Source organism: Pedobacter sp. Leaf41, from assembly GCF_001422545.1.
Classification (GTDB): Bacteria; Bacteroidota; Bacteroidia; order Sphingobacteriales; family Sphingobacteriaceae; genus Pedobacter.
Map to the genome: position 1 here is coordinate 108,336 of NZ_LMLE01000008.1, position 24,754 is coordinate 133,089.

At 36.7% G+C, this 24,754-nt stretch carries 27 protein-coding genes; 20 read left to right on the top strand and 7 right to left on the bottom strand.

The window, feature by feature from the left end; genetic code table 11:
- Positions 1-97: 97 nt before the first annotated feature.
- The 5 genes from ASE92_RS12795 (at position 98) to ASE92_RS12815 (ending at position 3,893) form a co-directional block, all read left to right on the top strand.
- Positions 98-769 (top strand): glucosaminidase domain-containing protein, encoded by a 672-nt coding sequence (locus ASE92_RS12795; protein ID WP_056850886.1) that lies wholly within the window; start codon positions 98-100, stop codon positions 767-769.
- A gap of 65 nt (positions 770-834) precedes the next feature.
- Positions 835-1,677: a glucosaminidase domain-containing protein gene (locus ASE92_RS12800; RefSeq protein WP_056850510.1), complete on the top strand. Its 843-nt coding sequence runs from the start codon at positions 835-837 to the stop codon at positions 1,675-1,677.
- Positions 1,678-1,725: 48 nt separating this feature from the next.
- On the top strand, positions 1,726-2,478 hold the full coding sequence (locus tag ASE92_RS12805) for a hypothetical protein (RefSeq protein ID WP_056850511.1): 753 nt from the start codon (positions 1,726-1,728) through the stop codon (positions 2,476-2,478).
- Positions 2,475-2,795, top strand: coding sequence for a hypothetical protein (locus tag ASE92_RS12810; protein WP_200926416.1), 321 nt, complete (start codon positions 2,475-2,477; stop codon positions 2,793-2,795). Before ASE92_RS12805 ends, ASE92_RS12810 begins: the two co-directional genes overlap by 4 nt.
- Before the next feature lie 96 nt (positions 2,796-2,891).
- Positions 2,892-3,893 (top strand): DUF3078 domain-containing protein, encoded by a 1,002-nt coding sequence (locus ASE92_RS12815; RefSeq protein ID WP_056850512.1) that lies wholly within the window; start codon positions 2,892-2,894, stop codon positions 3,891-3,893.
- Here the strand turns inward: ASE92_RS12815 and ASE92_RS12820 are convergent, their stop codons facing one another.
- On the bottom strand, positions 3,894-4,625 hold the full coding sequence (locus tag ASE92_RS12820; RefSeq protein WP_056850513.1) for a siderophore-interacting protein: 732 nt from the start codon (positions 4,623-4,625) through the stop codon (positions 3,894-3,896).
- A 99-nt stretch (positions 4,626-4,724) separates the two neighbouring features.
- Here ASE92_RS12820 and ASE92_RS12825 point away from each other — a divergent pair, with 99 nt between their 5' ends.
- The gene (locus tag ASE92_RS12825) at positions 4,725-5,714 is read left to right on the top strand and encodes a helix-turn-helix transcriptional regulator (protein WP_056850514.1); all 990 of its coding nucleotides are present in this window, start codon (positions 4,725-4,727) and stop codon (positions 5,712-5,714) included.
- A gap of 4 nt (positions 5,715-5,718) precedes the next feature.
- Here ASE92_RS12825 and ASE92_RS12830 read toward each other — a convergent pair whose 3' ends face one another.
- Both ASE92_RS12830 and ASE92_RS21510 read right to left on the bottom strand, forming a co-directional pair.
- Positions 5,719-7,899 (bottom strand): DUF5916 domain-containing protein, encoded by a 2,181-nt coding sequence (locus ASE92_RS12830; protein WP_235527365.1) that lies wholly within the window; start codon positions 7,897-7,899, stop codon positions 5,719-5,721.
- A gap of 6 nt (positions 7,900-7,905) precedes the next feature.
- Complete coding sequence (locus ASE92_RS21510; protein ID WP_235527366.1) at positions 7,906-8,142, bottom strand: hypothetical protein; 237 nt, start codon at positions 8,140-8,142, stop codon at positions 7,906-7,908.
- A gap of 437 nt (positions 8,143-8,579) precedes the next feature.
- Between ASE92_RS21510 and ffh the strand changes: the two genes are divergently transcribed.
- The 9 genes from ffh to ASE92_RS12875 all read left to right on the top strand — a co-directional run bounded on the left by ffh (position 8,580) and on the right by ASE92_RS12875 (position 19,531).
- Entirely contained in the window at positions 8,580-9,920 is a 1,341-nt protein-coding gene (gene ffh, locus ASE92_RS12835; RefSeq protein WP_056850515.1) for a signal recognition particle protein, read from the top strand.
- 486 nt (positions 9,921-10,406) lie between these two features.
- The gene (locus ASE92_RS12840; protein ID WP_056850516.1) at positions 10,407-11,945 is read left to right on the top strand and encodes a YifB family Mg chelatase-like AAA ATPase; all 1,539 of its coding nucleotides are present in this window, start codon (positions 10,407-10,409) and stop codon (positions 11,943-11,945) included.
- Positions 11,946-12,341: 396 nt separating this feature from the next.
- Positions 12,342-12,752, top strand: coding sequence for a GxxExxY protein (locus ASE92_RS12845; RefSeq protein WP_056850517.1), 411 nt, complete (start codon positions 12,342-12,344; stop codon positions 12,750-12,752).
- 9 nt (positions 12,753-12,761) lie between these two features.
- A complete protein-coding gene (locus ASE92_RS12850) occupies positions 12,762-13,514 on the top strand; it encodes a LytTR family DNA-binding domain-containing protein (RefSeq protein ID WP_056850518.1) in 753 nt (250 codons plus the stop codon).
- Positions 13,515-13,538: 24 nt separating this feature from the next.
- Entirely contained in the window at positions 13,539-14,672 is a 1,134-nt protein-coding gene (locus tag ASE92_RS12855) for an MBL fold metallo-hydrolase (protein ID WP_056850519.1), read from the top strand.
- 156 nt (positions 14,673-14,828) lie between these two features.
- On the top strand, positions 14,829-16,628 hold the full coding sequence (locus ASE92_RS12860) for a tetratricopeptide repeat protein (protein ID WP_056850520.1): 1,800 nt from the start codon (positions 14,829-14,831) through the stop codon (positions 16,626-16,628).
- A gap of 10 nt (positions 16,629-16,638) precedes the next feature.
- Positions 16,639-17,301: a hypothetical protein gene (locus tag ASE92_RS12865; RefSeq protein WP_056850521.1), complete on the top strand. Its 663-nt coding sequence runs from the start codon at positions 16,639-16,641 to the stop codon at positions 17,299-17,301.
- Between the two features lie 323 nt (positions 17,302-17,624).
- Complete coding sequence (locus ASE92_RS12870; protein ID WP_056850522.1) at positions 17,625-18,251, top strand: hypothetical protein; 627 nt, start codon at positions 17,625-17,627, stop codon at positions 18,249-18,251.
- Positions 18,252-18,301: 50 nt separating this feature from the next.
- Positions 18,302-19,531: a PQQ-binding-like beta-propeller repeat protein gene (locus ASE92_RS12875; protein ID WP_082455059.1), complete on the top strand. Its 1,230-nt coding sequence runs from the start codon at positions 18,302-18,304 to the stop codon at positions 19,529-19,531.
- Between the two features lie 33 nt (positions 19,532-19,564).
- Here the strand turns inward: ASE92_RS12875 and ASE92_RS21515 are convergent, their stop codons facing one another.
- The 4 genes from ASE92_RS21515 to ASE92_RS21385 all read right to left on the bottom strand — a co-directional run bounded on the left by ASE92_RS21515 (position 19,565) and on the right by ASE92_RS21385 (position 21,251).
- The gene (locus tag ASE92_RS21515; RefSeq protein ID WP_235527367.1) at positions 19,565-19,729 is read right to left on the bottom strand and encodes a zinc-binding dehydrogenase; all 165 of its coding nucleotides are present in this window, start codon (positions 19,727-19,729) and stop codon (positions 19,565-19,567) included.
- A complete protein-coding gene (locus tag ASE92_RS21520; RefSeq protein WP_235527368.1) occupies positions 19,726-20,124 on the bottom strand; it encodes a zinc-binding dehydrogenase in 399 nt (132 codons plus the stop codon). The genes ASE92_RS21515 and ASE92_RS21520 overlap by 4 nt, the downstream gene beginning before the upstream one ends.
- A complete protein-coding gene (locus tag ASE92_RS21525) occupies positions 20,094-20,402 on the bottom strand; it encodes an alcohol dehydrogenase catalytic domain-containing protein (RefSeq protein ID WP_235527369.1) in 309 nt (102 codons plus the stop codon). The genes ASE92_RS21520 and ASE92_RS21525 overlap by 31 nt, the downstream gene beginning before the upstream one ends.
- A 312-nt stretch (positions 20,403-20,714) precedes the next feature.
- Positions 20,715-21,251 (bottom strand): SDR family NAD(P)-dependent oxidoreductase, encoded by a 537-nt coding sequence (locus ASE92_RS21385; RefSeq protein ID WP_200926417.1) that lies wholly within the window; start codon positions 21,249-21,251, stop codon positions 20,715-20,717.
- Between the two features lie 180 nt (positions 21,252-21,431).
- Here ASE92_RS21385 and ASE92_RS12890 point away from each other — a divergent pair, with 180 nt between their 5' ends.
- From ASE92_RS12890 to ASE92_RS12910, 5 genes are all read left to right on the top strand, one after another.
- Positions 21,432-21,854 carry a helix-turn-helix domain-containing protein gene (locus ASE92_RS12890; RefSeq protein ID WP_056850524.1) on the top strand — a complete coding sequence of 141 codons (423 nt, stop codon included), beginning with the start codon at positions 21,432-21,434 and terminating at the stop codon, positions 21,852-21,854.
- Positions 21,855-21,927: 73 nt separating this feature from the next.
- Complete coding sequence (locus tag ASE92_RS12895) at positions 21,928-22,347, top strand: VOC family protein (protein WP_056850525.1); 420 nt, start codon at positions 21,928-21,930, stop codon at positions 22,345-22,347.
- Between the two features lie 184 nt (positions 22,348-22,531).
- On the top strand, positions 22,532-23,023 hold the full coding sequence (locus ASE92_RS12900; RefSeq protein WP_056850526.1) for a hypothetical protein: 492 nt from the start codon (positions 22,532-22,534) through the stop codon (positions 23,021-23,023).
- A gap of 40 nt (positions 23,024-23,063) precedes the next feature.
- On the top strand, positions 23,064-23,909 hold the full coding sequence (locus ASE92_RS12905; RefSeq protein WP_056850527.1) for a hypothetical protein: 846 nt from the start codon (positions 23,064-23,066) through the stop codon (positions 23,907-23,909).
- 33 nt (positions 23,910-23,942) lie between these two features.
- On the top strand, positions 23,943-24,749 hold the full coding sequence (locus ASE92_RS12910; protein WP_056850528.1) for a hypothetical protein: 807 nt from the start codon (positions 23,943-23,945) through the stop codon (positions 24,747-24,749).
- Positions 24,750-24,754 lie beyond the last annotated feature (5 nt).

Below are 24,754 nucleotides of genomic sequence, written 5' to 3' on the forward strand. Positions count from 1 at the left end.
AAAATGAAAAAATTGAAACCATTATGATTTTTCCAAATCAGATCAAATGAATAAAATCATGATAGCTTCATCGCCCATAAAAACAAATTATACACTGATGAAAAATATATTTACTTTTTGCCTTTTACTTTTAAGTGTAATTACCACCAAAGCACAAGACACGGAAGATTATATTGCCGAACATGTAGAAGTTGCGCAAGAGTTAATGCGTGATCATAAAATTCCGGCGAGCATTATTTTAGCGGTTGCCATCCATGAATCTGCTGCTGGAAACAGCCGGATTGCTCAGCATCTAAATAACCATTTTGGCGTTAAAGGGCCAAATAATAACGCTGATATTCGTTCTGCCTACCGCGATTATGAAAGCGACGAAGAATCTTATAATCACTTTGTAGAATTGATGGAAACCCGAGCGCCTTTTAACGGCTTATTTGGAAAATACGATCAATACGATTATAAAGGCTGGGCTAGAGGAATACAGAGATCGGGCTATGCCCAAAGCCGAACTTGGGCAAGCCAGGTTATTGCCATGGTAGATAAATACGATCTTTATCAATATGATGAACGACCTGAAGATTATGTAGCGCCTGTATATAAAGCACCAGTTTATCATCGCAAAAAAAGATCTACCTCAAGAATTTATATTGTAAAAGCCGGCGACAACCTTGGTGCCATTGCAAAAAAGAAAGGTACAACAGTAAAAACACTGATGAAAAAAAATGGGATGAAAAGAGCGAACTTAAAACCCGGGCAGCGAATTAAGTTTTAAGTATTTAGATGCCAATAATTCCATTTCAATTAATCGATTAAATAATTTCAACAATTTACCATATAATGCATTCATCCTATCGCTTATCGTTTCTATTTCTCCTCATCGTTTTGGCTAGTTCTTGCAGTTCGCGGAAGTTTTCGAAAAACAACAAGCAAATTGAAAAAGCCGCTAACAAAGCCAATAACAATAGTTACAAAAGCTACAACACTTTAAGCTATATCGATGAGTTTAAAGCAGTAGCCATTGAGGAAATGAATTCGGACGGTATTCCAGCGAGTATTACTTTAGCACAGGGAATTCTGGAATCGGGTAGCGGAAACAGCGATTTAGCGAAATATGCAAATAATCACTTCGGGATAAAATGCACTTCAGACTGGAGAGGAAAAAATTATTTTCGTGATGACGATCAAAAAAATGATTGTTTCAGAGTTTATAAAGATGCCCGCGAATCTTTCAGAGATCACTCTGAATTTTTGAAGCGTAAGCGTTATAGTTTCTTGTTCCAACTGGATAAAAATGATTACAAAAGCTGGGCTCAAGGTTTAAAGACTGCTGGCTACGCCACCAATCCAAAATATCCTGACCTGCTGATTAACATGATCGAAAAATATCAGCTTTATCAATACGATCAATCAGAAAGCGAGAAGCAGAAAATAGCTCGTGAGGATCGCGTTTTTGCAGAAATCAACCAAAATATCCCGCAGGAAAAAAAGAAATTTACACCTGTTGATACCCCGCCGCCAGGAGCGAAACCAATTATTGCCGACGGAACTTACACGGTTGTAAAAGGCGATACGCTTTATAATATTGCTAAACGTTTCAATCTATCGGTTGATGAACTGAAAATGCTGAACGAAATGACTACAGATGGCATTAAACTTGGTCAGGTGCTTAAGGTTAAATAATGTTAATACTAAACATTGCGCAACAGATATTTGTAGTTTTGTAAACACATGAAACTTTTTGCAACGCTTGCTTTTCTTTTTTGCTTCACAATTGTACTACATGCACAAACTAAACCGGTGCAGGGTATTGTTATTGATAAGGAAACCAAGCAGCGATTAGCCAAAGTTTACATTTACAATGTGCGCAGTAAAGAGGGTTTGTATAACAACACTAAAGGTGAATTTAGCACCTATGCCAATCCCGGCGATACACTAGTAGCTGCACTTTCGGGCTACGGAGTAGATACAATTATCTTCAAAGGGCAAACTGCAGCTTACTTTCAGCTGAAATCGCTGGGAATCAGACTTCGAGATGTGGTAATTGCCCAAAAGAGATTAACCCCTCAGCAGCAATACGAAAAATCGATAAAAGAATTCCGCTACCAAACCATGAAGGGCAGTAGTAAAGACCTTTTGAATTTAGGCACCGGCGGAGTTGGTTTGGGCATTGATGCGATTTATAATTTATTGAGCCGGCAAGGAAGAAATGCCCGCCATCTACAAAAAATACTGGAAAAAGATTATCGGGAAGATTTAATAGATTATCGTTTTAAAGCATCTCTGGTTCAACAGGTTCTAGGCATAAAGGATACGGAATTGGAAGAGTTTATGCAACAATATCGCCCAACTTATCAATTCGTGCTCGATGCGGATGACTATGCGTTTAACATCTTCATCCGCAATGCTTACAGAAGCTATCGGATGAACCCCAAAGCATTACAGTTACCACCACTGCCTAAATTAACTATCGAGAAATTGTGAAAGCACCAATCTTGATTGTTAAGCATTTGCCTGCAGCAGGAATGGCAATTTTTCCCTTCATTTTGCTGAAGTCGGAAAAACTTAAGTCCGATATGGAAATCATCAACCATGAGAAAATTCATTTAAGGCAACAGCTGGAACTATTGATTTTACCGTTTTACATTCTTTATTTAATCAATTACCTGTTTAATTTAATTATTTATAAAAAGCATGATTTGGCTTACCGCAAAATCATATTTGAACAGGAAGCCTACCGGCATGATGCAGATTTAAAATACCTTAAAAACAATAGCTGGTATGGTTGGATTAAATGGTAATAACGCTTCATTTTTAGTCGTTTCATAATTGTCTACCAGACATTCATTTTGGTAAAACCTTTTTATCTATAGAATTTTTGTTTTTCTTTGTAACCCATGAAGAATTGTTTAGCCGCCCTAATCCTTATTCTAAGTATCTGCTCTACAAAATTATTTGCACAGGTAATTGATACCGTTCCGATCAATACCAAAGACCTGAACATTAAGCTTAAACGTAGTCCGCTACCTAGCAGACAGGGACCGTTAAATTTCGAGCCCGTAAAAATTCCTCCATTTATTGTAAATGCAAAGGTTAATTATTGGAAAACCAAAACAGCTGTTGGTATTAACGTAAATCAGGCGCAATTTAGTGATAACTGGAAAGGTGGGGGTGTAAATTCCGTAGCCGTAGGCGGATTACTGAACTGGAAAGCCGAATACAATAAAAACAACTACAGTTATGTAAGTGAGGTAATTTTGCAGTACGGTAAAATCAAAAATAAAGATCAGCTGCAAAAGAAAACCAACGACCGTATTTTCTGGGATAACAAGGCCTCGTTTCAGTTATCAAAAAACTGGTTCTTTTTCGGATCTGTTAACTTTGAATCACAATTTGATAGTGGGTATCGTTACTTCAGAGATGGAAATGGCGAAGAACAGCAAGTGTTAATCTCCAGATTTATGTCTCCTGGTTACTTAACTGAATCAATCGGTTTTGAGTACAAGCCAAATAAATATTTTTCAACTAGAATTGGTACGGGTACAGCCCGTCAAACTTTTGTGTTAGATACTGCCGTATATGATAACAAAGCGAACGTTTTCGGGGTAGATAAAGGCAAACATTTCAGAAACGAACTTGCTTTTCAGGTAGTAAGTGCTTTTGATAAAGACATTTTCAAAAACACCAACCTTAAGGCTCGTTATGCCATGTTTATTCCTTACGAGGATATTGCAGTAAAACGCATCGACCATAGATTAGATGTAGCTTTAACCGCAAAAATTAACCGTTTCATGAATACCAGTTTAACAGGCGTAATTTTGTATGATACTGATACGGATGCTAAAGTTCAGGCCAGCCAAACTTTAGCGCTTGGTTTTGCTTTTGTTTTCCCAAGGTAATTAAGCACCACCTATTTTACCAATTTCCCAGTAGGGCATGGTAACAATCTGATTGAAACCTACGCCTCTTTGTTTCAGGTATTTTTTAAACTGCTGAACCGATTTTGCCCGGCCAGTTAAATAAAAGGTTGCATACTGCCACATTTCCCAACATTTCGGATGCATGTTTTCCATCCATTGAATGGCTCTTTCGGCAGGGGTATTTTTATCTACTGGCACAGCGTCTATCAAAAGCTTGATGCAATTCAAGGCTTCGAAGTTTTCTTCATCAAGTTCCAGGATCCCAAAATATTCTTCATCCATTTCAACTGCTTTTTTTCCGAGCGATTCATACAAACCGATGCTGGTTTCATCACCAAAAAAGAAATGCTGACTTGAACCATTATTATACTTCACCCTCGCTTTATCTATAATTAGTTTTAACTGATCTCCGCACTGTATATTTTCAGCAAAGGTATTGCCTGGTCCACGCCTGTTTAAATAAAAAATCACTTCACAGGTTTGATCTTCCCTGTTAAATCTTGAGACCGTATAATGCCTGTATTCGTTGGCATTTACCCTGAAAAGAATTTCCATTCCCGGAATAAATTCAGTTTCATAAAAATCTCCTTTAAAGGTTACGCTTTTGATATTGTGGCTTAACATTTTGGCTTCTAAAACCTCAACCTGAACTATTTTATTGCTGATTAATTTCTCTACTGTATTAGCCAGCCATGATGGTAACTTCGGCATTGTTTAAATTTGTTTAGTAACTTTGAGCAAAAGTAATGGTCTAAAAAATGCTTCCTTTTACATCAAAAGGAGAAAAATTTATATTAAAAGGATTTTTTTATGGCCTTAAACATTTATGATAGCTCAGATCGTCATTACATTGTAGGTAACGTCTTCAATGAAATTGAATTCAACCAACCCTTAGTTAGAGAAACCCGCGAAAAGTTAAGTTTTCCATTTGGCGATGCAGAAATGGTACAGATCATTTTTTCTGGGATATCAATTGTTTATGGTGATATGGTGATGAAAGAAAATCGATTAAAGATTAAATCGTTGGATGAACCGGATTTGGTAGAATTACACTTTTCGATAAGTGGTAATGGCATTATGAATAACCACATTACAAATAGGAGCATCAGCATAAAATCAAATCATCATAACATCCTTTACACTCCTAATTTTGATGGAACAGCCGACTTCGATGAAACAGGTAAGTATAAGTTTTTTGAAATTCATTTTCAGAAAGAACGCTTTGTAGATTTGACTAGCGACAGCAGTACTTTATTGAAAAACTTTGCAGAGAATATTATGAACAATAAATCTGTAGAGTTATCGGAAGAACATTTACCAATCAGTTTTGCCATGCATAACTGTATTAAGGATATTATGAACTGTCAGTTTTCGGGAGGGTTGAAATTGCTGTTTTTACAATCTAAATGTGTGGAACTGCTGGCTATGCAGGCACAAGCATTTGAAATTGCGGCGAAAAAAGTAGAGAAACCAAAACTAAAGACAGTTTATGATCAGGATCGGATTTACTATGCAAGAGAATATTTGATTCAGCATGCCAGTTGCCCCCCATCGCTACCCGAACTTGCGAAAGTTGCCGGAATAAATGAATTTAAATTGAAGCAGGGCTTTAAAGAAGTATTTAACGATACTGTATTTGGCCATTTAAGCGATTATCGGTTATCAAAAGCAAAAGATCTTTTATCGGATAAATCAAAAGATATTAAGCACATTGCAAATGATCTTGGTTACTCTTCAGTTCAACATTTCAGTAACGCTTTTAGTAAAAAATTTGGCGTAAGCCCAGGCAAGGCGAGATAATATATTAAACCTTTTTTCTTTTTTTCTTAAGATCCAGATAATCTACAAAGTACAATACTTTAACAGATAAACTATTGTTTTGAGGTGCAGCAAGAATACCGGCCAAATTGCGGTTGTAACGTTGCGTAAAATACGAATCGTAGGTTTCGGCTGCATCTTTATACGAAAGTGATAATGTACTGCCTGGGGCGAACTGCCAGGTATAAATTAAGTCGATATTAAAAACATTATAGTTTCTGTCCGTCCCCGTTAAAGCGGGGCCCTGGTAATCGGTTAAATTACCATCTGGCTTTAATAAGTAAAATTCTTTGTTTCTTCTGTCGCTCCAATAATGCCTTAACACCACGGTAACCCCCATTAAGTTAGTAAAGGTGTACTTTGCATCAAAAGAGTTTTCTACTGTACGTCTATCATATTTAGAAAAAATTGCCTGGCTACCTTGTGATGTTACCCAGTTTACATAGTTATAATTTGGGTTGAAATTCAAATCCAAACCAAAGGCGATTTTATCATTTAGACGGAAATTTTGAAACAGGTAGAAGTTATACTCTTTGCCCCCGAAAAGTTGTTGTTCGAAAAAGCGAACATTTCCACCAAAATTATACGCTTTAGCCCGATTTGGATTAATATATAGTCCTATACCATAACTTTCTGGTGCTTTATAAATTTGTCCGTTCCGTGCTTCATAGAAATCGTTACCCTTCGCATTATAGCTCATATCTATCTCTGCCGACCATAAATTTTTGAAACGTACATAAGCACCTCCATTTGCTATCGTATTTTGGTAATCGCCGGGATTTACCCTTCTTGAATAGGTAACATTTAGCCAACTTTGCATTTCATTAAACCACTTACTCGGCTTAAAGATATTGTAACCAAGCCCTATTTTTTGATCTAAAAAATTATTGTTGGTAAAGAAACCCAGATCTGAAGGATCAAATTGATTGTCGGCATAAACCTGATTATAATTCCAGGTAAAATTGCCGCTTTGTTTCCCCAAACGCAAAGTATAACTATAGCCTGTGCTGCTTTCCTCGCCACGTAAGTAGCTCATTTTAGCTCCGCCATTAATAAAATATTTGTTGTTTTCATTGTTTAAGTTAAAAAGCAAAGCACTCACATTGGCATCATAAGCACTGCCCCGGCGCAAGACATTAGTGTTGATAAATGTTGCGGAACTGTTGTTTTTTAACGATTGATCGAAAACCAAAATGTTATAGTTGGTAAGCGGTTGTGTTTCTACGTTCCGAACATTTCCTGCTGCATCTTCTACTTCGGTTTGCATACTGTTAGTAATGGCGTTAAAAATACCAATGCCTAAACCCTTTGCCGTACGCCCAGATATTTTGGTTGCATTTAATACTTTTGCTTCGGTTTGATCTCTAATAATTTTGTCGCTTTCCGTTACGCCAGAATAGTTAGAGTAGGCGGGAATAGAGCCAATTCGTTTGGAATAAAACAGATCACCCTTATTAAAAAGTTCTGTTCCTTCGGTAAAAAATTGCCGGTTTTCGTTAAATTTTACCTCAAACGGCGTGAGGTTTAAAATGCGATTGTCAGATTGCACCTGCCCAAAATCGGGTACTAGGGTCATATCTAACGTAAAGCTGTTGTTGATGCCATATTTTACATCCATACCGCCATTGAAGCGAGAGGTGGTATTTTTTACTCCGGGAATATTTGCTGGATAGTGATTCACATAAGCAGAAACGTAGGGGGAGAACGACAAACGAAGTGGTGGTTTAATGTCTTTTAAGCCTGTTAAAAGCCCTTCCTGATTGATGAAACCATTAACCTTTGGATCAACAAAATTCCAAAAGGTTTGGATATTGGTTCGTTGAATTCGGCGACTAAAATTTAAACCCCAATTTTGAATTTCCTTACCTGAGAAACGTAAGGCCGAATAAGGAATTTTCATTTCGCAGGTCCAGCCTAAATCATCTAGTTTTACGGCACTTTCCCAAACGGCGTTCCAATTCGGGTCTTCATCCCCAACTTGCGAGTATTTAGCATCAAACTGAACACCTGCAGCAGTAACGAAAAAGCCATTACCATTCATTTTATCGTAAAACGGGTCGACAATGATTGAAATAAAATCGGCATTACCAATGTTGTCCCTCGAAACCAACTCGTGTGAAACGCTATCCTTATCATCGTACATCCGGGCGTAAACGTAAATGGCCACATCATCTTACAGCACTTTCATTTCCGTGCGTCGATCTTTCGTTTCCACTCTACCAGGTACGGGTCTTATTTCGAAAAAATCAGTAGCAATTGGTACGTTTACCCAGCAGGCATCATCTAAAACACCATCAATTTTAGGAGTTTCCACAGTTCTCGCCGCTTTAAGTTCCTTTTGTTTAGCAGGATCTTGGGCAGCACAATACGAATACATGAATATAAAGATAAGAGTTGCCCAGCGTTTCATTTGTTTAGGTTAGTTATGTATAAGACTAGCTAATGTTAAAAAAGTTGCACATGAAAAGAAATATCGAATTAATATTGGCTAACAAATTGAAGCGCAAGGGGTTTTAAACACATTTGGATAGCACTTTACTTAAAGTTAGCTTGCAGGATTTGCTTTTTGTGATAATGTTGGGCAGCAAGCCATTGTTTCTAAACGTGACAGAAACGGAGATACTTTTTATAAACCTCATAGGTTTTCAAAACCTACGAGGTTTAAATTAAAAAGATCGAAGTGTATGGCAGGACTGATGTCTCTTAAATAATACTGAACTTTCATTTCCAAAAAAAGATTTTTGACTTTGTGGTGCAGCGATTTACAATCAAAATTTGATACATTTGCCTTTTATTAAAAACAGTGGCTTTTCGTTAACTACGATTAGCTTTTTAGCTTAAAAAAACATGTTTGATAATTTACAGGACAAGCTAGACAGAGCATTTAAAGTATTAAAAGGACAAGGCAGCATTACGGAAATCAACGTGGCAGAAACCATGAAAGAGATTCGTAAAGCATTATTAGATGCCGATGTTAACTATAAAACAGCCAAAACCTTTACGGATGAGGTAAGGCAAAAAGCTTTGGGCCAGAACGTATTAACTTCGGTTTCACCAGGCCAATTGCTAACCAAAATAATGAATGATGAGCTTGCGGCCTTAATGGGCGGCGAGGTTACGGAATTGGAAACTAAAGCCAACCCAACCATTATTTTGATTGCGGGTTTAAACGGTGCGGGTAAAACTACTTTCGCTGGTAAACTGGCTTTACACTTAAAAGGTAAGGGCAAAAAGCCTTTATTGGTTGCCGGTGATATGTATCGCCCTGCGGCAGTAGATCAGCTGGAGGTTTTAGGAACTTCGGTTGGTGTATCGGTTTACGCAAACCGCGAATCGAACGATCCTGTTGGCATTGCCCTTGAAGGTATTGCCCATGGTAAACAAAACGGAAATAACGTTATCATTATTGATACTGCAGGTCGTTTAGCGATCGACGAATCTTTGATGAACGAGATTTCGGAAGTTAAAGCCAAAACACAGCCACACGAAATTTTATTTGTTGTGGATTCGATGACGGGTCAGGATGCGGTAAACACGGCCAAAGTTTTTAACGATCGCCTTGATTTTACGGGTGTGGTTTTAACCAAATTAGATGGTGATACCCGTGGTGGAGCGGCGCTTTCGATTAAATCGGTAGTGAACAAACCAATTAAATTTATTGGTACGGGCGAGAAAATGGAAGCTTTGGATGTCTTCTATCCAGAACGTATGGCATCGCGTATTTTAGGCATGGGTGATGTGGTTTCGCTTGTTGAACGGGCACAAATGCAGTTTGATGAGAAGGAAGCCGCAGAATTGCAAAAGAAAATCCGCAAAAATAAATTCGATTTCAACGATTTCTATAGCCAGATTCAACAAATTAAGAAGATGGGTAACATGAAAGATTTGATGGGCATGATTCCGGGTGTGGGTAAGATGATGAAGAATGTGGATATTCAGGATGACGCGTTTAAATCGATCGAGGCAATTATTAATTCGATGACGCCGTTTGAAAAAGAAAATCCAGATTCAATTCAACAAAGCCGTCGTTTACGTATTGCCAAAGGTTCGGGTAGCAAAGTAGAAGAGGTAACTAAGCTGATTAAACAGTTTGAGGATATGCGTAAAATGATGAAACAATTTTCGAATCCGGCAGCCGCAGCAGCGATGATGAAAGGTATGCCTAAAATGCCAATGGGCAGAAGGTAGGGTTCTCAAAAGTTAAAAGTCAAAATAGCGAGGCTTAATATGTAAATCCCAATCAGAAATTATTGGGATTTTTTTGTTTGCTCTATTTTTTTGGCTAAATCCTTAATTTATTTATTAAAAACAGTGAGCCAAAGCAGACTGCAATGAAATCGACACAAGGAAGTAGTATCCATCCTCTATTTAACTACTCGTAACAAAGTACTTTACATTTCATTGCCGTCGGTTTTAACCGACGAACAATGGTTCTTTCATCCGTTTGGCTTTAGCCCTAATTGCTCAATTAAAAACAGTGAACTAAAGCAGACTGCAATGAAATCGACACAAGGCAGTAGTATCCATCCTCGATTTTAACTAGTCGTAACAAAACACTTTACATTTCATTGCCTTAGTTTTTAAACGATGGAATTAGATAATTCTTTATATATTAGAATAACAATCTCCATCCCCTAAAAACATAACATCCCTTTCAATTTTCAAGATTCATTAATGCTTGTAAAAACATACGGGAGTGCCGTTTATGGTGTAAATGCCTTAACGATTACTATTGAGGTAAGCATAAGTGCTGGTACAAAATATTACATGGTTGGCCTGCCTGATAATGCCGTAAAGGAGAGCCTGCAACGTGTGGCAAGCGCCATAAATGTGGCGGGTTTTAGGATGCCTAAACAGAAAATTGTAGTAAATCTGGCCCCAGCTGACATTAAAAAAGAGGGTTCATCTTATGATTTGCCTATTGCGATTGGCATACTCGCGGCATCCGGACAAATTCCCAGTGAGGATTTAGCAAACTATTTTATTATGGGCGAACTTTCATTGGATGGAAGTATTCAGCCTATTAAAGGTGCATTACCCATCGCCATCCAAGCACAGGAAGATGGCTTTAAAGGTTTCATCCTTCCCAAACAAAACGTTCGTGAAGCGGCAATTGTTGATGGTTTGATTGCTTACGGTGTAGAAACTTTGGCACAGGTGATTGCCTTCTTTAACAAAAGCGAAGCGCTTGAACAGGTTAAAGTAAATACAAAAGAAGAATTTCTTAAAAATATTGGCAATTATGAACATGATTTCGCTGATGTGAAAGGGCAGGAAAACATAAAAAGAGCTTTGGAAATTGCTGCCGCAGGTGGGCATAATGTGATTTTAATTGGTCCGCCAGGTGCAGGCAAAACCATGCTGGCAAAACGTTTACCTACCATTTTGCCTCCGTTAAATTTATATGAGGCTTTAGAAACTACCAAAATCCATTCCGTTGCAGGCAAATTATCTGCCGCAGATGCATTAATGACCGTTCGACCGTATAGATCGCCGCACCATACCATTTCGGATGTTGCTTTGGTTGGCGGAGGAATGAATCCTGCTCCAGGAGAAATTTCATTAGCCCATAATGGGGTATTGTTTTTGGATGAGTTGCCAGAATTTAAAAGAACGGTTTTGGAGGTAATGCGTCAGCCTTTGGAAGATCGGAAAGTGGCTATTTCCAGGGCTCGTTTCTCTGTTGAATATCCTGCTAGTTTTATGTTGGTGGCATCAATGAATCCTTGTCCTTGCGGTTTTTACAACCACCCGGAAAAGGAATGCGTTTGTGCACCTGGAGTGGTTCAAAAGTATTTGAGCAAAATATCGGGGCCACTTTTAGATCGTATTGATTTACATGTAGAAGTTACACCTGTTAATTTTTCAGAACTGGCTTCATCCCGCGAAGCCGAAAAAAGCGAACTTATTAGAGCCCGTGTGATTAAAGCGAGAGAAATTCAAGATCATCGCTTTGCGGATAAAGCAGATTTACATTATAATGCGCAAATGAGCCCAAAAATGGTGCGGAAAGTTTGTGCGATCAGCGAGGCCGGTACCACGCTCCTTAAATCGGCGATGGAGCGGTTGGGGTTATCTGCCAGGGCTTACGACCGAATTTTAAAGGTGGCTAGAACCATTGCAGATTTAGATGGGAGTGAAAATGTAGAATTGGAACATTTAGCAGAATCAATAAACTATAGAAGTTTAGACAGAGATGGTTGGGCAGGATAATTTCAATAATGGACAAAGAGTGAAGTGTTTGCTTAATTTCAATAGAGTGATGAACCAATACAATTTTAGTGATCTAAATTAATAGAAAAATAACCATATAGTGATATAGATCATATAGTGATAAGTAAAAACCATAAAGCCTATATATCCTATATTTCTTTATGGTTCAAAATTAATTGCAAAGTAATCAACCATATAGGGATATAGATTATATAGTGAGGAGCAAACACCATAGAGCCTATATATCCTATATTTCTTTATGGTTCAAAATTAATCGCAAAGTAATAACCATATAGGGATATAGATTATATAGTGAGGAGCAAACACCATAGAGCCTATATATCCTATATTTCTATGTTTCAAATGAATAGAAAAATCTAAAATGTAAAAACGGAGATGATGACCGAAAAATATCTAAAGGAAATTACTTACAATGTAATTGGTGCCGCTATAGAAATACATAAATCTCTTGGCCCTGGTTTGTTAGAAAGTGTCTACCATGAATGTATGAAACATGAGCTTAGCCTCCGAAAAATATATTTTCTAACAGAAATCTCCATGCCGGTTCGATACAAAGAAATAGAAGTAGCAACCAATTTAAGATGTGATCTATTTGTAGAAAATTGCTTAGCTGTTGAAATAAAGGCATTCAAAACTATAGAACCCATTTTTGAAGCACAGATAATAACCTACATGAAATTGTTAGAAGCCCCGCAAGGTTTGATCATTAATTTTAACTGTGTTAATATTTTTAGTGATGGACAAAAGACATATATCAATGATTTTTACCGATTTTTAGAAGATTAAACGCCCCGAATGATTAGAACGCTTATAATTGAAGACGAACCTGCCATCCGCAAGGAAATTGAATGGCTTTTGCAACAAGAAACACAGTTTAATTTAATTGGTTATGCAACAAGCGTAGCTGAAAGTTTAGTGCTCATTAAAGCAACAAATCCCGAATTAATTTTAATGGATATCCAGCTTACAGATGGCACAGCTTTCGATATCTTAGACCAGTTGAATGAAATACCTTTTCGCATTATATTCATCACCGCATATAATCACTTTGCTGTTAAGGCGATAAAATTTGGCGCCCTGGATTATCTTCTAAAGCCCTTGGATGATGCAGAATTTAAAGCTGCGTTAGCTAAAATTGCTACGAATGATGAAACCAATATTACACAGCAAAAGCAACAGATTTCTATTTTAAAATCACAATCCGGCTATGGAGAAAGTAATTTAGACAGTAGAATTGTATTACACACCTTAGAATTTTTGCAGGTTTTGCAACTTCGTGAAATTATCTATTGCCAGAGTGAAGGGGGTTACACCAACTTTTTCCTAACCGAAGGCCGAAGGATTATGATCTCTAAACCACTTAAATTTTATGACGAGCTTTTGCCCGAGAAGTGGTTTCTACGTCCCCATCAATCTTATTTAGTAAATGTTTTATACGTTGATAAATTTCTAAAATCCGGTACAATTGTATTGAAAGATAAAACCGAAATCCCCGTTTCAGGGCGTAGAAAAGATTACATTTTACAACACATTAACCACATCGAATAAAGAACTGCAATAAGTCTCTCAATCATGAAACATAAAGTATTAAAAATCTTCAAATGGATATTCATTATTTTAGTTTCATTGATTTTGATACTATCAGCTGTTACTTATTTATACATGAAAAAGCCACTTTTTGGTAAGGCCGCCAAAGGCGTAAGGCTTGAACGAATGAAAAAATCGCCGCATTTTAAAGATGGCGTGTTCCATAACCTCAATCGTACACCTGAACTTACAGAAGGTTATAGCACCATAGGCATTATTTATGATAAACTTTTTGGAGATCACCCGCGATTAACTCCCGTAGATAGTATTCCATCGACGAAGGTAGATTTGCTGCATTTACCCATTGATTCGAACATTTTAGTTTGGTTTGGTCATTCCTCTTATTTTATTCAACTGGATGGTAAGCGCATATTAGTTGATCCTGTTTTTAGTGGAAATGCTTCCCCAATTCCAGGTACAGTTGTAGCATTTAAAGGCACCGATCGTTACAAAGTAGAAGATTTGCCAAACATCGATTATTTAATCATCTCACATGATCATTACGACCATACAGATTATGAAACGCTAATCAAGCTCAAATCGAAAATAAAAAAGGTGTTCTGCGGTTTGGGAGTAGGTGCCGATTTTGAAGACTGGGGATATAATGTTGAAGACATCTACGAGAAAGATTGGGATGAAACCATTGATTTGGGGGATGGTTTTTTTATACACACGACACCTACAAGGCACTTTTCGGGCAGGGGTTTTACAAGAAATAATACGTTATGGATGTCGTATGTTTTTCAAAGCCCGACTATGAAGATTTATATAGGTGGGGATAGCGGCTACGACACCCACTTTGCCAACATCGGCAAAAAGTTCGGCCCAATAGATTTAGCAATTTTAGAAGATGGCCAGTATGATGTTAAGTGGAAATACATTCACTTGCAGCCTACAGAGGTATTAAAAGCAGCGCAAGATTTAAATGCCAAACGTCTTTTCCCTGTGCATTCATCGAAATTTGTACTCGCAAATCATCCCTGGGATGAACCGTTAGTAAAAATTACAGAACTAAATAAAGTCACCAAAACCCCATTGGTAACGCCGATGATTGGCGAGTTTGTTTACCTTAAAAAACCCAACCAAATTTTTAAGCCTTGGTGGATTGGCATAAAGTAGCAATTAAGGTCGTGGCATCATTAGAACGAATAATAATGCAACCGCTACAATACCATTTTTTCGGTGGGCAATTAATAAAGTTTTAAAACTGTTTTCTGGTTCTTGAGTATATTAAAGAACATTAAAAATCTTAATTAGTTGGTATTGCTTTATTATATGAGATTGAAGTTAATTATTCCATTAATACTAATAAGTCTGTTTGTTGCAAATTTCACGGTTGCACAATCAAAAACTTATTTTGAAAATAAGGCAGATTCGCTAACTAAAATTGGTCAGGAAGAAAAGGTGATTCCTTACTTGGAGAAGGAATTAAAACTCGCACCCAAAAGTGAGCCGCTTTTGCGATTATTAGGATTTTACCATCTTCGAAACAATAATTTAGTGGTTGGTGAAAAGTATTATCGAAATGCATTATTAATTAATCCTAAATGCGCCAGATGTTATTTAAACATTGGCCGTATACAAGCCATAAAAAATGATGGAGCGGAAGCTTTGTCATCAATAGACAAAGCTATTTCGCTCGACTCAAAAGATGCATTACTATTTTTGACACGAGCAAACACTAAGGCTCAATTTAACGATAAATTTGGTGCCCTTGCAGATTATAACAAGGCAATTGAACTAGCGCCCGATAATGCTGAATACTACACCGCCCGTGGGGCCTACAATGCTGGCAATGGTTATCATGCTTTAGCCCTTACCGATCTTAATAAAGCAATTGTTCTGTCACCTGAAGGCTACGACGCCTATTTTTACCGTGGAGGTGTTTATTACAATCAAAACCAAGTGGAGAATGCTTTGAGCGACATCAATAAAGCCATTGTTTTAAACGACAAGCAAGCACATTTCTACAATGGAAGAGCATCAATTTATGCAAACATAGGGCAGTTCGACAAAGCACTAGATGATTACACCAAATCCATAAAATTAGATCCCTTAACCTACACTGGATATTTAAATAGGGCGAAAATTTATTATGAATTAGAAGATTTAGATGCTGCCTGTACAGATTATTTAGCGGCTAAGGCAATAGTAATCAGTAAAAAAAATTACGATCCTGAATTATTAAAAACGATTTCCGAATCTTCCGCCGATTTCTGCGATGAAACCAAGCCAAGCTATTATTATCAAAGGGGCATCGCTCATTATAACCTAAAACAGTATGATAAAGCTTTAGCCCAATACGCTAAGGGATTGGAAAAATTCCCTAAAAATGCCATGATGTTATCCTTTAAAGGCAATGCTTATCTGGCGCTGTCCGACTATAAAAATGCTACTGCAAATTACAAAGCATCATTAGAGAACAAGGAAAATCTTCTTCATGAAATCGAAATAAACCCTCGTTTTGCTACGGCCACAAATGCTGACATCTATCGCTATTACAATTCGTCTTTAGCATCTATTTATTCCGGTTTATCTGATTGCTATTTAAATGCCGGAGCCGTAGAAGAAGCACTCAACGCGATAAACACCGCATTATCTTTAGCGGCAGATGTTAAGGGTTTTGAGAAAGAAACTTATTTCAACCGCCGTGGAAATATCTACTTAGCTACTGAAAAATATAAGCTGGCATGGAGTGATTTTAATAAAAGTATTGAGTTAAAAAATGATTATGCACTTGCTTACGTCAATCGGGCTATAGCTCGCGTAAGCCTTACTGATAATGTAAAAAAATCTACTCATCGTGTAGCGGCAAAAATAGCCAATCAACCGGCAAGTTTTGGTTGGATAGTAAACGATAAATCATCCATTAAGAAATCGCAAGATGCATTACTTCTTGCTTTAGCAGATTGTAACAAGGCTATCGAGCTGGATAAAGGTTTAGGTTTTGCCTACTACGTTAGAGGATCTATTAAAGAGATTTTGGGACATAAAGATTTTTGTGTTGATATACTTACCGCCGCAAAAATGGGCCTTGAAATTGATGAACACATGTTGAAGATTTGCAATCAATAACTAATTAAATATGAGGTATTTATTTTTGTTTTTCGTTTTACTATCATTAGAATCTACAGCACAAGTTTTGCCAAACTTCGTGGTACCAGCCGGACGAACAAAAGTTTTTGAAACTAAGGGCGACTTAGACAAAGATGGTATTGATGAGGTGGTATTGGCTTTCAATACCACTAAAAAAATAGACCGAACAGGTTATACCAGAGAATTATTTATTTGTAAAGTAATTGATGGCACTTTAAAACTTTGGAAGAAAAACACATCTGTTTTATGGAACAGTGAGGATTGTGGTTTTTGTACCGATAACGGGATTGACTTATCCATTAAAATAAAGAATAATACCCTCATTATTGAGCAAACGTTTTGGCACAATACAAGGCATACCAGCAAGCACAAAAACATTTATCGTTACCAGAATAATGATTGGTTTTTAATTGGGTCAACATATAACGACGATTATAATTGCGGTTTTCATCATACTTACGATATCAATTTTTCGACAAAGAAGGTACATGTTAGTTATGATAACGAAGATTGCGAAGATTCTGTTCAATTATACCCTGCAACAGAAAAATTATTTAAATATCCTTTTAAATCCGTCCCGAAAATGGATGGATTTACACCTGGAAGAACTGAAATCAAAATCCCTAACTCTAAGCAATTCTTCTATTATTAACTCAATCTGGCAAGTCAGATAATTGTTTATCTGCAACAAATAATGGATGAGCATTAACGAATAATAAACGGGTCTAATTTGATAACACAGTTTGCTTAGTTTAGCATTGTTAAACAAAAACATCCTTAATCTCTGAGGAATAAATGTTGAATTTATAGTTTTTGGTTCTGTTAACAGCTGTTTGGTTTTAGGAATGTAACGTCTCTCATTTGATGGTACAGGCGGCGTAAAATTTCAGTATCTATATCCAGTATGTACTGTGTTTTACGCCTCCTCATCAAACTCTTTAATTTCCTTTATTTAATCATACTAATACTCAAAGAATGAAAAAGATACTCATTTTAGTTTTTTGTCTGGCGAGTGGAACAATCGCATTTTCGCAATCAAGTTATTCGGAAATTCAAAAGGATGTTAAAGCAGCGGTTTTGAGTTATTCGGCACAAAATGCTAACTATCCAGTTCTAAAAAAATTAGTTACTGCTTTCGAAAGTGCGAAAAAATTAAACCCCGACTATCTCAAAAAAGATAATCTGGGAATTGCGATATTTCTATCAAACCAAAACCCTGAATTGGATATTTTCCCGGCTCGCTACACCTTCGAAAATGATAAGATAAATTTATCCGCTTTGCGAGATAAAAACACTAAAAAACCGAGTGATGATATGCGGGAGTACGTTAAAACGTATATCGAAGATTTTATTCAGTTAGGTAACACCAAAATATTTAAAAAGATGATTTATAATGCGCCAGAAACTGATGGTACTTATACAGCTAATAAAACGGAGCAAATTGTGAAAGAGGCCTATGCAACTACCTTTGTACGTGGCAACGATACCTGGATGTATGGGATGAGTACAGGTAACCAGGGAATTATTTTGTATGCTTTCAAAATGACCATTTCTGGTGAAAACTTAATGGATAAAAAGGTAGAGAACAAGCAGGAAAAATAACTTCTTCAATGTATTTAGTTAAATTTCGTTTAAAATATCCTTTCTAAAATATGAGATTAACACTTCAATTGTCCATCATTTTATGTTGCATAATAAAAGTAGCAGTCGCACAGCCTCCTACCATATCAGTATCAAAAAACAAAGACAAAAGTTTCTCTAACAATAATATCCTTACCATGGATGATATGGTCTTCGACCAATTGATTTCATCAATTAAAGCTACAGCCTTAGATACAAACAGCATTCTGATATACAACACAGATGGCATTCTAAAATCGATGAACTTGAAAACCAAAAAAATAAACTGGGAAGTAAAAGCATCGGATGCTGACCGGCACATTAGCGGAAATAATAAATTTTATATAGAAAATGGAACGGTATATATTCCCTTTATCAATGGCGAAATCTTTGCTTTAAACAATCAAAACGGTAAAATTTATTGGAAATCGAGGTTGGGAATTATAAAAGACGAAATAATACTTAAAGGGCAATCGGCACAAGTGGTTAATGGCGCAATTTCATTGAGTGCTCAAAGCAGGAATCAAAATATTTATTCAATAGACGCCAAAAACGGCAAACTGATTTGGAACTATAAGTTGGATTATCCTTACAACCACCTTCCAACCCTTACTTTCGGAAATAAAGTTTTCGCACAGAATGCTCCCTACCTTTTAAGTTTTGATGCTAAAACAGGCCAGGCACTTTACAAAAGAGGTTTCAAAAAGGCTATGTATGGAAAACCTGTTACCGATGGCAAAAACGTTTTTATCCCTGATGAAAGTGAAACATTGTTTGCGCTAAATCCAGACAACCTATCGATTTTATGGGAGTTCAAGCTGGAAAAAGGACAATACAATATCAAGGAAAAAATATTTACGAAAGACGGTAAAATTTACTTTGGCACAACCTCATCCACTGAAGCATCTGTGTACGCATTGAGCACAGCGAATGGTGAAAAACTTTGGAAAACCAACTTCAATGCGTCAATCGCTTATTTGCTTGATAAATCCGATGCCATTTGGGGTTACACCGAAAAAGGATTACTTTTTGAATTAGATCTTAAAACTGGTGATAAAAGGAGTGAGGTACAATTGGCTAATCTTCCCCTTTCTAACCTCGAGTTTTTGAGCAAAAATGAAGTTTTATTTTATAGTAAAGCTGGGCTCGTTAAACTGAATTTAAAAACCAAAGAAGAATCCATTTTGCTTGCCCATCAAAAGCTCGATGATAATAATAAAAACGATGCATTTATCAAACTGCTGAAAAATTCGAAGAATTAAATTAAAATTTCACTAATCTGATGCAACAAATTATTATTTTATTTTAACGACAACTTTGCCTTTCGCCCTTCCACTATTAACATAATCCATTGCCTGGTTCAGCTCCTCGAAAGGAAAAACTTTATCTAATACGGGAGTTATTATACCTTGATCAATTAATTTTCCTATTTCCGCTAACTGCTTGCCATTGGCTTTCATAAATAAAAACGAATAATCAACACCGAGCTTCTTGGCTTGATTAATGGTTTTCTACTCAAAAAGTATAGGGCTAATTTCATGAACCATGATAAGCTACTTTCCTTCGCAAAGGCTGGATGTGGAGGACCGGAAACAGAGATTACTTTACCTCCCCGACTAAGTCTTTTTAAGGATTTGCTGAGTGTTTTTTCATCCTGGCTGTTTAGTACCAAATCATACTGATTTAGGATGCTTTCAAAATCCTGAGTTTTGTAATCAATCACTAAATCAGCAACCAATTTCTTTACTAAATCTGCATTTTGCGCACTTGTAGTAGTAGCCACAGTGACCCCCAAATGCTTAGCGAATTGAATAGCAATTGTGCCTACACTGCCCGAACCTGCTTGAATAAACACGCATTGGCCTTTTTAAGTTTCGCCTTTTCAACAAAAGCTTGCCAAACTGTTAAGGCAACAAGCGGTATAGAGGCTGCTTCCTCCATCGAAATGTTTTTGGGTTTCAGGGCTACATCTCTTTCATTCATTGCAATGTATTCTGCAAATGCTCCTATACTAAAATCAGCCGGACGAGCAAATACTTTATCGCCTATTTTAAATCGCGTAACTGTCGATCCTATTTTTACCACCACCCCAGCTACATTATGTCCCAAAATTAATGGCAATTTGTAAGGCATTAACAACTTAAATTCTCCGTTTTTAATCTTGTTATCTAGCCGGTTAATACTAGTTGCATAGATCCACTAAAACTTCATCTGCTTTAGGCTCGGGAATTGATATTTCAACAACCTTTAGCTTTTCTTTTTTACTATAACTTTTTATGGTGTATGCTTTCATTATTTTAGAGTGATTATTACTGTAAAAAGGATTCTGCTTTTTTTGGATTAACCAATTTAAAGGCAAGTTTCTGGAAAAAAAGATTTATCATGTAAAGCACTTTTGAATCGCCAATGCGAATGGTTAATTGGTGTTTTTTGAGGCCCGTTAATTCAACCTTTAAATAAAACCTCCGTACTCATTTTCTTCTCATCTCTGCCCGCTGTGAGTTCCGTTGCAACCAAGGGTGGTAGCAATTCAAATACTTTCAAGGTACTTTTAATTATTCTCAGATGTTCTCTTAACGATCTGGTGTAAAATGCCAAAGCCGTTTTTGTAGCCGAATAGCTTGCCTCTTGTAAAGATGGAACATAGCTTAATAAGGATGTAGTGTTAATAATTGCACCCTCAGGACGAGATTTTAGCATATCTAAAAAAAGATTGTTCAATCGGATTACACCAAAATAATTAATGTTCGTCTCATAAATCGCATTTTCTAAATGTTTGCTGCCGGATATTCCAAGGTTTGAAGGCTTAACACCAACACCGGCATTATTGTAAAGGATGTCGATTCCACCAAGCGCTTTCACATCATAAAATAGCGAAACAGCGTCCGTTTCATCAGCCACATCACTTTTAATAGTAACTAAGCTGGGATACAATTTCTTAGCCGACGTCAATTTATTCTGATCGCGGCCAGTAATGATCACTTTTGCACTAATGCCAAAAACTGTTTTGCTGCTTCAAGCCCTATGCCTGCACTGCCTCCAGTAATCAGTATTGTTTTCCTCTCAGTTCCATTTTCTATGTTGAATTTCGTATTTTCGCTTTCAAAATGAAAGTGCAAACATATAATAAACTTGCAAAATGCAAGTGAATAAATTTTATTTATGTCAGAATTAAAAAAAAGATCCAGTTGTCCAGTAAGTTCATCCCTTGATATTTGGGGAGATAAGTGGTCGCTACTCATTGTTAGAGATTTAATGTTTGCCAAGCAATGCACTTATGGCGACTTTTTAAAATCAGCAGAAAAAATCGCGACCAATATATTGGCCTCCAGGCTTCAGATGTTGGAAGAGAACGGAATAATCACGAAATTAGAACACCCGGATAGCAAGGCAAAAGTATTGTATAAACTCACACAGAAAGGAATTGACTTGCTTCCGCTGATGGTTGAGATAAATTTATGGGCCGAGAAATATTTTAGCCTACCCAAAGATCGCCTGGCGATAATAACGGAGGTGAAAAAAGATAAAGAAGGGTTTCTTAAAGCAACCACAAAAGAGTTACAGCGCAACAGCAATTTAACTTAACAAAGATTCGTTCGGCTTTATCAAAAATAAAGTCCCTATTAAATAACCAAGTAAGACCTATAAACAACCAGCTATGGCACTTATTAACCCACACATTAATTTCAACGGCAATGCCGAAGAAGCTTTCAATTTTTACAAATCGGCATTCGGTGGAGCTTTTACATCGATAGTGCGCATGAAAGACATGGCAAGCGACGAATTTCCTGTTGAAGAAAACGATGCAGAAAAAATTATGTACATCGCTTTGCCAATTGGCCCAAATACGCTGATGGGTAATGATGTGCCCACTTATCTTGGACAGGTTAATGAAAATGAAAATCGATCAAAAATTTCTATTAGCGCAGAAAGCAAAGAAGAAGCTAATAAAATATTCAACATTTTATCAGCTGGTGGAACTGTAGAATTTCCGCTGGGCGATAGTCCTTGGGGATCATACTTTGGAATGTTTAGAGATAAATTCGGTATCGAATGGATGATTGAATATGCTGCATAATTGCTTAATCAAACTTATATAAATCGCGTTTGATACGCAAAATTCCAATCCTCGCCCACGTAGGCGAGGATTTTTTTTCAAATAATAATTCATTCTCTACAAATAAGAATTAAATTTTAACGAATAATAAACCAGCCCATCTTTTAGCTTTAGCAGTGTTATTTTTAAATAAAAATCGATAAAAATGATTGTTACAGCTCAAACCTACACGATAATACTCGTTGCAATTCTTGTCTTGATTTCCTTAAAACCACTTTATACCAAGTTGGTAAAGAAGCAAGGCAAAAAAGACGATTGGATGTTTTTATTGATTATACTCCTATTGCCTATTAATTGGTATACGCCAACTATTTTGACGATTACAGATTGTAATCAATTTACCAAAGAAGTGGTATTGTTTCCTACAGAAAAAGAAGGGATATCAATATCGTACGGTAGAAAAAATTATATATTCAACCATTCTAAACAAACCCTTGGCTTCGAATATTTATATTACGGCAGCGATCAAAAAGAAGATGACCACCGTGATTTAGTTATTTTTCCTAACAAAACGGCTACGGTAAACGAGGTTAAAATCGACTATGTTTTTGAAGCACCTGCTAAAAGTGTTTCCACAAAATCAAGCGGGGCTACAAAAACCATGTTGTATTGCCAACAAGACAGTACAGAAGATTGAACACAATAGTATTAAACCGAAATCTACCCTTAAAAATCTCATGAAGAACTTAACTTTTATCTATTTAATTGCGTTGGTAACATTTTTTTCTTGCAATACCAAAGATAAGCAACCCGAAATACTCGAGGCAAAGGGAGGCTTTGATCTTGAAAAGGTCAATTTTCAAGAGGGTGTTGCTAAGCTTTACGGAAACAATGTAATTCTTAGCGATGGTATGCGCTACGACAGTGCCGAAAACGGGAAACTTACCGATGAATTGTTAAAATATAAGATTAGTAATTCGCTGCTGGATGCAATGAAAATCACGGTTCCTCAAAAAGATTTTGGCTATTTATATCAAAGCCATACTTCAGATAGTTTGGCCAAATTTAATGGCTATTATTTTAGCAACCTGAATATCCTCACTGACAAAAATAAGAAACCCGTAGCTTATCATGCCGAGGGCGAAATTTACGACCTTAAAGCCAAAAAAGCTTTTCTTGCTAAAATGAAAGAAAAGTATGGGGCTCCAAAATATTCCATTTTCATTTCTCATCATTTTAGTCAATCTTCTTACGAATGGGCTTTAAAAGATCGAACCATTCAGTTGGAAACTTCTAAGGGTTTTAGCGCCAACTTTAGCACTGATAGTGATGCAAAATCAGGAGAATACCTTCGCTTTGATTTACTCATTATTGCCAATGATAAAAAAGAGCAAGTTCATAATGCACACATATATGAATTTGGCGATAAAGTATTGTACAATGGCAAATATCTTACACTGGAAGAGTTGCAGCTTGATAAAAAATCGACATTTAAAGATGTGTTTCTATTAAACTCTACAGATAAAAAATACTTTAACGATCCAACTGGTCAATATGATATTAGCCGGGAAGAGGCTGAATAAATTAGGCACACTATCTACTAAAATTATTTTACCATGGAAAATTCTAATTTTAATATCGAGCCGATCCAACAAGCAGAGATTATCCCTCAACCAAAGCGTAAAAATAAAGCTAAAACCATTATTTGGATGATCGTGGCCATAATTGTTGTGGCGGGCGCAACCGGTTTTGCCTATTTATATGGTGGCTATAGAATGCGACAAGATATTTATAATGTCGATGGTGATGATACCACTTATCCGGCAGACAGCGTTTTTGTTGATGGTTGGGCATCACCTGAAGATTTCGCCACATGGAGAAATGCTACATTTACCATCCCGCAGTACGATGATGTACCAGTTGCTTTTCAACGGGGAATTGTTAAAATCTTTATGGATAATAACTATTTCAGCAAAGAGAACAACGAATTATACTTTTTCACCAAAATTAAAGATCGTGCTTATCGTGTTATTGCCTATGGCGATTTTACCGGTCAAGGGGAAAAAGAAATGGCGTTTTTGCTCGAAAAATCAGATTTTGCCAGTAGCGCAATTTACATCATCCCCCAAAAAGGAAATATATTGTATTGGAAAGCACTAAGTGGAGAATTACCCACCATAAAAAGCTTTAAAAAGGGTGCGCTAATTTTCATGGATAAAATGGAACTTACACCCGCTCCAAGTGATGGAATAATTAAACAAACAAAAAGCGCTAAATATGTGCTCATCTACAATCGGCAAACTAAAACCTTTGATGAATACTATCAATATACCAATGAAGATATAAAAAGTGCAAATGAAGAAACAGACGAGGGAGAATCAGAAGGAGCAGAGCCAGATACAACAGCTATATTGGAGCAATAAAAAGG